The sequence below is a fragment of the Brevibacillus sp. SKDU10 genome (genome assembly GCF_001645205.1).
Classification (GTDB): domain Bacteria; phylum Bacillota; class Bacilli; order Brevibacillales; family Brevibacillaceae; genus Brevibacillus_B; species Brevibacillus_B halotolerans.
Genome location: NZ_LSSO01000167.1, coordinates 10943 through 23869, shown reverse-complemented (window position 1 = coordinate 23869; position 12927 = coordinate 10943). Strand labels below are relative to the sequence as shown.

Annotated in this window: 1 protein-coding gene; it reads left to right on the top strand. The window is 41.4% G+C overall.

Translation table 11 applies throughout. From position 1 onward, the window contains the following. Positions 1-42 precede the first annotated feature (42 nt). A complete protein-coding gene (locus AYJ08_RS13860; RefSeq protein ID WP_064018223.1) occupies positions 43-12909 on the top strand; it encodes a non-ribosomal peptide synthetase in 12867 nt (4288 codons plus the stop codon). The last annotated feature ends 18 nt before the right edge of the window (positions 12910-12927 follow it).

Below are 12927 nucleotides of genomic sequence, written 5' to 3'. Positions count from 1 at the left end.
GCAACAGTCATTGTAACCTGAAGAAGTAGGAGTGAGACATCTTTGCTTAATTTTCATTCATTTAAACTAGATAACTTAATCAGCGAAACTGAGAGTGACATTAAAGCTGTTGATAAAAAATCGATTGCAATTATTGGTATGTCTGGTCAATTTCCTAAGGCATCTCATTTGGAAGCTTTTTGGAATAATCTCTGCGATGGAGAGGATTGTATTGGTCCTTTCCCTGAATCTAGGCAGGCCGATACAAAAGCGTATCTACGTACGATTAAATCTACGGCTGAAGCTACTTACTATGAGGGCGCCTTCTTAGAAGAAATCGACAAATTTGACGCTGCATTTTTTCGGCTCTCACCTAAAGAAGCCTCATACATGAGTCCAAGCCAGCGTTTGTTTTTGGAAACAGCATGGCATGCTCTTGAGGATGCGGGCTACGGTGGTGAAACATGCAAAGGCAGCAAAACAGGAGTTTACGTGGGATTCAGTGGAGATGCTTTGCATGATTACAAAGGGTTGATAAAAGAAGTGGGACATGAATCGATCCCGCTGTTTATACCAGGCAATTTGTCACCGATTATTGCCAGTCGAATCGCTTATTTATTAGATTTGAGGGGCCCGTCATTAACAATTGATACGACTTGCTCCTCATCGGCGGTGGCTATACATACCGCTTGCCAAGCTCTCCGTAACGGGGAATGCAATATGGCCATTGCGGGCAGTGTAGGTCTTCATTTTATGCCGTTAGACAATGAATTAAAACTAGGGATTGAATCATCGACACGACGTACAAGGGCTTTCGATAGGAATTCGGATGGAACAGGGATGGGAGAAGGTGTGGCCGCCCTTATTTTAAAACCGCTGCACCAAGCCATTCATGATCGTGACCATATCTATGCAGTGATTAAAGGAAGTGCGCTTAATCATGATGGTACGTCCAATGGTCTGACAGCACCTAATGTACTGGCTCAAAAAGAAGTAATTCTTGCCGCTTGGCAGGATGCAGGCATTGAACCTGAAACCATATCTTATATAGAAGCGCATGGTACGGGTACGGCGTTAGGTGATCCTATCGAAGTAGAGGCCATCCAAAAAGCATTTCGTACATTCACGGATCGACGCCAATTTTGTGCAATCGGTTCTGTTAAATCAAACATTGGTCATCTAGGAGCAGCAGCAGGCTTAGCAGGGATTATCAAATCAGTTCTAGCATTAAAACACAAGAAAATCCCACCGACTCTTCATTTTGAAATGCCGAATCGTCAGATTGCCTTTGAGAATTCGCCGGTATATGTTAATACGGCTTTGCGTACATGGGAAACAAAGGAAGAACCTTTGCGATGCGGTATTAGCTCCTTTGGATTAAGTGGAACGAATTGCCATATCATCTTAGAGGAAGCACCCGTACAGGAGGGTGAGGCAGCAGACTATTTGCCTCAGCGGAATGAGATGTTAGCGATTTCTGCCAAAAGTGTGACCTCTCTTCAAGCGCTGGTACAAGAATATATCCGTTTTTTGCCAGATAAATCAGATGAAAGTCTATCTGATATTTGTTATACGGCTAATAGAGGCCGCTCGCATTATTCTCACCGTCTTGCTCTTACATTTTCTACAAAACAGGAATTGATGGAGCAGTTAGAACAAGCAGCTACCGTATTATCAGCAGTTCATCCAAACGAATCCAGATCACATGTGGGTCATAACTTAATCTATGGAATCCATAAGATCGTACGCGAACAGCAGAGTGATCCTTCGAGAGGAAAAGTTAGCGAACGCGAAATTCAAGGATTTACGCAAGAAGCAAAAGAAGCGGCCGAGATATACCTAGATACAGACCGGACAAGTTCTGAAGCCTTAGTCAGCTTATGTAAGGCTTATGTGTCAGGAGCGATTATTGACTGGGACCTAATCTATAGGAAAGAAAATCGAAAACGGATCAGCGTACCTGTGTATCCATTTGATCGCAAGCGACATTGGATTGAATCCCGAACAGCATGTATCGACGAAAGCGAGGGAAATATTGTGAATGCACAATCTAACATCTCTGAAATAAACAACGATCACTTTGAGAAACAGAGAGTGGAAATGATTTTACAGAACGTAAAACACATGGTGTGCACACAAGCAGGAATAGACGAGCAAGAATTTGATGTGCATGCTAATTTTTATGATCTAGGATTTGACTCTATTCTATTTATTCAACTGAACAACCAAATTAAAGATACATACGGTGTTCAAATATCCTTTAATCTGTTTTTTGAAGAATTAAATAACACATACAATGTAGCAAATTATCTAGCGCAAGTTTTACCTGACAGTTTTTTTGTCACTTCCTTGATGTGCGAAGCTATGCCTGAGAAACCATCTGAAGAAACTGTACAGGCAGCAAGTAGCGAGTCTTCTCACCCCCACGTTCCTGACTATCAACCAGTTCTCACGGGTAAAGGACAGACCGATCTAGGCGGGCTTGAGCAATTGATGAGTCAGCAATTAGAAATAATGGCAAAACAACTGGATGTATTTCGTTTACTGCAGCCGAATGGTCAGACGGAGAGCTTAGCCCCGGCTCCCGTAGCAATGGATGAGCATCGTGTACAAACTAGAGGAGAAGCTACGAATGTACAAGGAACTCCCGTTGGTTTTAGAAGTCTAGCAAAAGAAAACAACAAAAAAGAAGTGTTTGTTCCCTATCAAAAGGTTTCTTTTGAGTCCACGCATAACGCAACAATGCAGGAACGTAGCCATCTACAGGATTTTATAACTAGGTATTCTGACAAAACTCGCTCTTCCAAGCTGTTAGCGCAAAACTATCGCAATGTACTTGCTAATAATCGAAATGTGGCGGGATATCGTTCCAACTGGAAAGAAATGATATACCCAATCGTTAGCGATCGAGCTAGGGGTTCTAAGCTGTGGGATATTGATGGAAATGAATATATAGACATATGCATGGGATTTGGGGTTAACTTGCTTGGACATAATCCTGCCTTTATCACAGAGGCTATCAATGAAGAGTTGAAGCGAGGCTTCCCTGTAGGTCCCATGTCACGATTAAGCGGAGAAGTGGCTCAATTAATTTCTGAAATCGCAGGAGTAGATCGGGTTGCCTTTTATAACTCAGGTACGGAAGCGGTTATGGTTGCTGTCCGGATAGCGCGAGCTTATACGGGACGCTCGAAAATTGCTATCTTTGCAGGCTCTTACCATGGCAGCTTTGACGGTATCTTAGCTCGCACTGATACGGCTAAAGACGATGGTAGCTCCAAACCGATGGCTCCAGGTGTTCCAGCAAGCATGAGTGATGATATTTTGGTGCTTGAATATGGCAGTGAGAAGGCCTTGCAAATCATCCGGGAAAATGCCGATGATCTAGCAGCGGTATTGGTTGAACCAGTTCAAAGCCGCGATCCAGAATTACAGCCAAAAGAGTTTTTACACTCCTTGCGTGCTCTGACAACTGAGCTTGGCACAGCCCTTATTTTTGATGAAGTGATTACCGGTTTCCGAATCCATCCCGGAGGTGCCCAAGCATGGTTTGGTGTTCAGGCTGATATGGTAACCTATGGGAAAATTGTTGGAGGCGGGATGCCTATAGGCGTTGTTGCTGGAAAAACTGCCTATCTAGATTGTATTGACGGAGGATGCTGGCAATATGGCGATCAATCTTATCCACCAGTTGCGGAAAAGCGTACATTCGTCGCAGGGACATTTTGCCATCATCCCTTGACCATGGTAGCCGCAAAAGTGACTCTAGAGCATCTGAAACAACAAGGAAGTGCCCTACAAGAAGAGGTAAACCAACGAACAGCACGTATGTGCCAAACGCTAAACGCTTATTTTAGAAAACAAAATATCTCTATTCGAATGGTTCATTTTGGCTCTTTGTTCCGTTTTGTATTAAAAGGTACCCAAGAAATATTATTTTACCATCTGCTGTTCCGTGGTATTTATACCTGGGAAGGAAGAAACTGCTTCTTGTCCACTGCTCATACTGATCAAGATGTCGAAAAGATCATTGACGCAGTTAAAGACAGCGTAGAGGAGATGAAGAAGGCAGGTTTTTTTCCTAAATCTCCCTTAGAAGAGAGCCTGGATAAGGGAGTTAAAAATAAGCTACGGGTACCATTATCAGAAGAGCAAAAGCAATTATGGTTTTTTTGTCAATTAGGAGAGGAAGAGTCGCGTTCGTATAATGAATGCTTCGTGCTTCAACTAACAGGTCAATTGAAATTGGATGGCATGCGTCAGGCAATACAGCAACTTGTTGATAGACATGAATCCCTACGAACAACGATAAGCGCAGATGGCGAATATCAGTGTATACATCCCAAAATGGTGATTGATGTTCCATTGGTTGATTTTTTAGATCAACCGGGCGTGGATGCCACAAGCCAAGCACAAGATTGGATGGACAACGAGGGTAAACAAGTCTTTCATCTGGAAAAAGGTCCGTTATTCAAAGCCTATATCCTGCAAATAGAAAAAGATGTTTATCAGCTAGTATTCATTATTCATCATATTATTGCTGATGGATGGTCAGTAGGTATTCTTGTAAAAGAATTGGAGTCCCTTTATACCGCTGCCTATCATGATCAGAAAATAGTTCTCCCTGAGCCTATGCAGTATAGAGATTTTATCGCATGGCAAGATAAGCAGCAGAATCAGCTTCCAGAAGCAGTAACTTTTTGGGAGCAACAGAGTACAAAACCGTTTGAAGTGCTTGATTTTCCAAGTTCAAAAATAAAGCCTGCAAAACGTAGCTACATAGGAAATCACACAACTCTCATTCTACAGGCCGATGTAGTAAACAAATTAAGAGAGTTTAGTAAGAAGCAGAAAAATAGCTTATTTTTGACTCTTTTAGCCTCTTTTCAGGTATTTTTGCATAAGATAACAGGCCAAAATTCGATGTTCATTGGTATCCCTAGTGGAGGACAGGCGCTTGCAGGCTCCTCGCATTTAGTAGGGCAATGTGTAAATATGCTGTCGATTCATGGGCAAATTGAGCCAGATATGACCTTTGAAAAGGTTAGTAGCGTAGTGAAAAAGAATGCCTTTGAGGTTTACCAATATCAGCATTGCTCAATGGCTTTAATTGGCAAAATGCTGGCAGCTCAATCGAATAGTCCTAAGCTGCCTGGAATTACTGCAACCTTCAACATGGATCGGCCGACAGGCAATTTGCAATTTCCTGAATGTGCTGTAGAGTTTGTACCTTTTCCAAAGGTTACAACCAAGCAGGATATCGGACTTAATGTTATTGAAGTAGGGGCCGAATTACTTCTTGAATTTGAATACAATGCTGATCTCTTTGAACATGGAATCATAGATGGATGGATCAATGGATTTGCTAGATTAATAGAGGACTTAATACGTTATTCTGATTGCTCACTTTCAGGTATACCACTGCTTACACATCATTTGGTAGCGTCGCAGAAGCTGAAAGAGCAAGTCCTTCTAGAAAGTAAGGGACAATTGTTTATTCATGAGCAGGTAGAAAAGTGGGCGTTAGAGCATCCTGACAAGAATGCTGTTTTATGCGGTAATAGCGAAATTACGTATCAATCCCTTCATGAGCAGTCTAATCAATTAGCGCGCTGGATACAGCAGATGAATCTCGAACCAAATCAGCAAATGATCATTTGCTTACCTACTTCTATAGAAGCGATTGTAAGTATTCTTGCTGTGATCAAAGCAGGCTACACGTACACCTATCTAAATGAAGAAGCGAGCGATATATTACAGCATGCGGCAGTCATAACACGAGAAGCGACACCATTTGTCAAGGAGCACGCTAAGCAGATTATTGATCTTCAGGAAATACAGGAAGATGTAAAACAGATAGCTTCTACAAACCTACAATCGCAGAATAGCAAAGACAAAATTGTGCAAATCGTACAAGATGTTGGCGGCCTTACGCATCAACAGCTCATGTGTTATGCAGAGGCAGTAAAAGAAAAATGCGAGCTTACAAGCTCGGATTGTGTGTATATTGCTTCGGCTGATGAAGTAGACTTCTGGGAAAAGCTGTGGATACCAGCTCTAGTAAATGGAGCGACTCTGCGAATTGCTCATCAAGAAGATGCTTTGCTTGGGAGAAGCAATGACACAGGAAAAACCATTTTCATTCATAAAGGTAGTCAGCTAGACGAGCATACAAAGCGTATACTTACTTCCCTACAAGAAGTTGATCGGCTCAAGCTTATTGTCCTTGATGCAGAAGTATTATTTTACCATCACCTACCTCAATGGAAGGAATTTTTGCCGAATGGTTCAAGGCTGTTGCGCACCTTTAGCATGAAGAAAGTTCCGATGCTTATTACATCACATGAAGCATTTGATCGAGAAGGGGCGGTACTGCAAAAGGTTCCATTAGGTTATCCAATAGGCTTTTTTCAACCAGAGATCGTAGATGATCAGAGACAGTCAGTACCAGTGGGTGTAGCAGGGAATTTGTACCTTACATGGGGACATGGTGATAAACAAAATGTGTATGCTACCAGGGAATTAACTCGATTCTTACCAGAAGGTGAATTGGAGTATATCGGAAACACAGATAAGCAAGCGATACGTAATAACCATCGCATTTATACACAAGAAATTGAAGCCGTGCTGGAGCTATTTCCTGATGTAGATCGAGCAATCGTGAAGAATGCTGATGATCAGGCCCACAATAAAGAGCTTCTGTCTGCGTATCTCTTTACTAGTCAGCCAGATCAATTGAATATTCAAAAGCTTCGCTCGTTCTTATCGTCCCGTCTTCCAGAATATATGCGGCCTACTCATTTTGTAAAACAAATGGGAATGCCTCTGCGCAGTGATGGAGGGATAGATCTTTCTGAATTACCTGATCCATTTTCCTGCCAAGAAGTTGAGAGTGGTTTTACTTTACCTGCCAATGATACAGAGGAAAAAATTTGGGCGATTTGGAGTGATGTTTTAGGAAGTAAGCAATTTGGCACGGAAGATAACTTCTTTGATTTAGGCGGTCAATCTCTACAGGCATCTAGCATTGCTATGAGAATGCAGAAGGAATTTGATTGCTTTATCCCTTTGCATCATATGTTTCTCTATCCAACCATCAGGGAGCTAGCGGCAAATACTGTACAGGGAACTGGCATGAGTGTACCTCTTATTACGAAATTGACAAAACAAGATGATTATCCGGTTTCTTCTGTTCAAAAAAGGTTATACGTTCTAGCAGAGCAGGAAGCCCATAATGGAACTAGCTATAACCTGCCTGTCGGGATTTGTATCGAAGGAGAACTGGACTATGCAAAACTTCGTGAACAGATTAAGCATGTCATTTCGCGGCATGAATCATTGCGAACATCTTTTCACCTTAGAGAGGGAGAGATTGTTCAACAAATTCACGATGAAGTAGACATTCCATTGGCGTTTAAAGAAGGAACAGAGGAACAGCTAAGCAGTTTGACAGAGGAATTTGTTCAACCCTTTGTGCTTTCTGAGGCACCCCTAATACGCCTGCAACTAGTAAAAGTCGCAGAGGAAAAGCACATTTTGCTACTGGACATGCATCATATTATTTCAGATGGACTAAGCATGAATATCTTGATAAAAGAACTGCTTCATTTATATCAGGGTAAACAGTTGCCAGAACTAAGTGTCACCTATAAGGATTTTGCAGCCTGGCAGAATTCATTTTTATCTACAGAAAATGTGCAGAAGCAAGAAACCTATTGGCGTAATCTATTAGCTGAACCGCTTCCTGAATTAAATTTGCCGGTTGATGTTGACGTGAATACGGCTCAAAATGGCCGGGGTCATGTGCAAAGTTTCAAGATTGATGCAGAAACAACAGCAGCTCTCAAAAAAATCAGTGATCAGTGCAAGGCAACCTTATATCATACTCTATTTGCCGTGTATGAGATTTTTCTTGCTAAATGCTGCTATACCGAGGATATAGCGGTACTCACAGTAACCTCTGGTCGTACTCATCCGTTAGTCGAAAATATGGTAGGTATGTTTGTCCATACACTACCTGTCCGCTTACAAGTGACGAGTAATAAAACATGGCTGCATATAATTGAAGAGATGAAACAGCAAATTGTGGAAATGATAGAAAATCAGGATTACCCACTAGAATACATGGTAGAGCGGCTTCAATTTCCTATCGAAAAGGTTCGCGCAGGCTTTACATATCAAAGCACAGATCATGAATTGCCAAATACCTTATCAGCAGGGGATTTAATGCTGACACCTTTTGAGGTTACAAATTCAGCTACTCGTAGTGATGTAAGCTTGCTAATCCAAGAAACGAATGATGGTTTATCCTGCCTTATGGAATGCAATGCTGCTATTTTTAACGAAACAAAGCTGGATGTATTGATCGATTGGTTCAAAAAGCTGCTGATGGAATTGCTTGAGCATCCAATGAGCGAAATTAGCAAGATACAAATAAGTAACGGGACGGAAAACTCATTATTTAACCATTTAGCCTTATCAAAGGCTGATTATGAATGTGTTTATCCATTGACAACGACTCAACGAGACATGTATTACGATATTTTGCTTACCCAAAACAATGGGCTATGTTATCTTTTCGCCACCACCATCGATCTCCCAACAAAGATCAATCAAGAGCGATGGAAGCAGGCAGCCGAGCATGTTTTTAATCAGACTCCGCAGCTTCATGCTCATCTACTAAAAGATGGCGCTGCACTTTATCAAGCTGTAAAGAAAAATAGTCCGTTTTCCTACGAAGAATACAAAACAGATGGAGCCGAAACAAGCAGTGCTTTTATAACCAAGCTGATTGAACAGGAGCTAAACGTTCCATGGAACTTATTTGAGCCAAAGCTTGTCAGATTCGTATTTGCTGCTGATCAGGCTGGGAATCATACGTTTTGCATTTTAGCTCATAATCTCATCATTGATGGTGTAGGAGTCAAAATTATTATTGAGCATATCGTAGCAAGCTATGAAGCTTTGGAGAACGGTACAGAATATAAACCAAAGGAAACAGAGAGCTTCACTGCTTATGTTTCGGATAACTTACAAACGTTTGATACCAATATCATCAAAAACTATTGGAAGGAAAAGCTTTCTAATGTGGAGCAGCTTTCCACTAGTGGTATAGAAAAGGAATCAGCAGTCGTAAGTCAAACCACTCAGATACCAGCTGAACTGTTTGCACAGATCAAGAGATATTGTGAAAAGGAGAAGGTGCGGCTTTCCCATTTCTTATGGGGGGTATATGGTTTGTTGGTTAAAATTTATAGCAACCAGCAATCCGATTTTCTGATCCGCAATATTATTAATGGACGTTCGCCAGAGTACTCCCATACTGTCGGAAACTTTTATCAAGTGACACCTCTATTGTTTCCACGTCATATTTTCAAACCAGAGATGGAAATGAAAGACTATTTCGCTCACTTGATGAGAATGAAATCAGAAGAGGTTGCATATCGAGATATTTCCATGATGGAGCAAAAAAATATCCTAGGGGAAGAAGAGGTATCTTTTTACTTCAATTATCTCAACTTTACGATGATTCCGGTTTGTCAAGAGATGACTTATATTCACTATTATCATCTTCATTATTCTGAGCGACAGGTGAATATATGGGTCAAAGCGTTATCAGATACCGTTGAGCTTTCCATTTACTATGATCAACAGGTATTTGCGGGTGGATCATTTTTAGATTGCTTCATTCATATAGCTAAGCAGATTACAGATGGTAAAAATACCTTGTCAGAATTAGATTATCTGGGAAATCAAGCGGAGATTATTGATCAATTTAACGCAACAGAGCGAGATTTTGATACAGAACGTTCGATTTACCATTATGTAGAAGATTGCGCGTTGAAACAGCCTGATAAGGTAGCGCTGCAATACCAAGATTGTCAGATAACCTACCAAGAATTAAATGAAGGGGCGAATCGACTTGGTCATCTTCTAAGTAAAACAGGACTAACAACAGAAGGATTGGTCGGTATTTACATGGAGAGAGCCCCACGTATGGTAGAAAGCATCCTTGCTGTGTGGAAGGTAGGAGCTGCTTATACGCCAATTGATCCAGAATATCCGCTGGATCGTGTGCTTGGAATCCTGCAGGAATCGCAAGCAAAGGTACTGCTAACTACAAGTGATTTGGTTAGCGACACAGTAAGAAGTGGCTTTGCGGGAAGAATAATCTGTCTCGACCAAATAAGAGATGATCTGATAAAGGAAAGTGCAGATAACGTAAACATACCGCTTGATATGAATCAGTTGTCGTACGTCATTTACACGTCTGGCTCTACTGGAAAGCCGAAAGGTGCGATGGTGGAGCATATCGGGATGATGAACCATATTTTTGCGAAGGTTGATGGAGTAAAAATAACATCAGAAAGTATCGTTGCGCAAAATTCTTCCCATTGTTTTGATATTTCGGTGTGGCAGTTTTTTGTTGCCCTTGTATGCGGCGGAACTACAGTGATCTATCCCAATGAGCTGATTCTCAATACAAAGCACTTCATTGATCAAGTAGGACAAGACAGTGTGACTGTACTAGAGGTGGTTCCTTCTTATTTGTCAGTCATGCTTGATCTATTGAAAAAAGAGTGTCAAGCCTTCCAGTCGCTTGAGTACCTGTTAGTCACAGGAGAGACTCTTAAACAAAACGTAGTAAAGAAATGGTTCAGCCTCTATCCTTCCATTCCAATAATCAATGCTTATGGTCCTACGGAGGCATCTGACGACATCACCCATTATTATATGGATACAGTACCAAATATGCCGACTATTCCAATTGGACAGCCATTGCAAAACTTTAATATTTACATTGTGAATGAAAACCTTCAGCAGTGCCCAATTGGCGTGAAAGGTGAAATTCTTGTCTCTGGGATTGGAGTAGGCCGTGGATACCTGTATGATACCAAGCGGACTCAAGCAGCATTTATGGATGATCCGTTTACTGTAGAAAAGGGACGGCGTATGTATAAAACAGGGGATTTAGGAAGATGGCTCCCGGGCGGAATCATCGAATTCTATGGACGCAAAGATCATCAGGTAAAAATTCGTGGCTTCCGCATCGAATTAGGTGAGATTGAGAGCAAATTGGTTCAAATTCCGTCCATCAATGAAGCAATTGTCACTGATCTTGAAGATGAATTTGGCAATAAGTATCTTTGCGGATATATCGTCTGCAACAGCCAGATCAATAACGCAGAAGTGAAGGCAATCTTATCGAAGGTATTACCTGCCTATATGATTCCTTCCTACCTGATCCAATTAGATAAGATGCCTGTGAATACAAATGGAAAGGTAGACCGTAAAGCGTTACCTGTACCTGTAAGCGATGAAACAAGAGAGTCAGTGAAAGCAGAAAATATTACAGAAGAAAAATTGCTTCAAATATGGGAAAGCGTGCTTGGAATAAAGGGGATCAGCGTGACCGATCATTTCTTTGAAAACGGTGGTCATTCATTAAAGGCAATCATGCTGTTATCACGTATTCACAAGGCTTTTGATGTCGAGATGAGTCTACGGCAAATCTTTGAAATGCCGACGATCAAGGAGCAGGCTACGTATCTTCATAGTGCGCAGAAAAGCATGCATGTTTCCATTCAGCCAGCTCCAAAAAAGGATTGTTATCCATTATCTGACGGACAGAAGAGTCTCTTCCTGCAGCATCAATTGAATATGGAAAGCACCAGCTATAATATGCCGGGCATTCTGCTGATGGAAGGTGAGCTGGACAAAGGACGCCTTGAAAAAGCATTGCAAGAAATCGTATATCGTCATGAAAGCCTACGCACCTCGTTTGACCTAGTAGATGGGGAACCGATGCAGATTATTCAAGAAGAAGCTCAGCTAACTCTCAATTGCATAAATGTAGAGGAGCGAGAGATTGATGAACAAATCAAACTGTTTGTCCAGCCGTTTGATTTGAGCAAATCTCCATTACTTCGGGTTACAATCGCGGAGTTGTCGGCTAAAAGACACTTGTTATTCGTTGATTTGCATCACATTATTTCTGATGGTGTGTCTGTGGGAGTATTCATTCGGGAAATGATGGATTTATATCAAGGTAAAAAGCTTGCTCCACTGTCTATTCAGTACAAGGATTTTACCAATTGGCAGACGCAAGAGGGCAAAAAAATCATGGATACACAAGGGGAATACTGGAAAAACATGTTTGCTAATGAAGTTCCAGTTCTCTCGCTTCCAACGGATTGGGATCGCCCGAAAATGAAGAGTTTTGAGGGTGAACGGATACGTTTCGTGCTTGATTCGGATATAAGTCAAGGAGTATTTGAGGTAAGTAAAAAAAGCAATACAACCATTTTCATGGTGTTAATGGCGGCCTATCAGATATTACTGGCCAAATATGCCAATCAAGAGGATATTGTTACAGGTACTGCGGTTGCAGGGCGTTCGCATTCTGATCTTGAAAACGTTATGGGGATGTTCATTAATATCCTACCAATACGTACTCAGCCTCAAAGCGATAAAACATTCGTACAATATCTTGGCGAAGTGAAGCAACTTATCCTTCAAGCATTTGAGCACCAGCATTATCCGATGGAGCAATTGCCGGAATTATTGAAGCTTTCACGTGATCTTAGCCGCAACCCGCTATTCGATACGATGTTTAATATGCAAAACATGGAAATCCCAGAAATAGAACTGGAGGGCATGCGAGTTTCACCCTATCCATATGCTACTAAAGTGGCAAAATTCGATCTTACGTTAGAAGCAAAAGAGCAAGATAATCGACTTCATTTCGAACTGGAATATGCGACAAGCCTATTTACACAAGAAACCGCGGAACGAATGACCAGAGATTATCAGCATATTCTGCGTACGATTGTGTTAGACGATCAAGTAAAATTACGAGACATCGCCTTGGAAAAAACCTTTACTAAAGTTAAAAAATCGATTCAAACGGAAATCGACTTTCATTTCTAAAGGTGTAAGGAAACACAG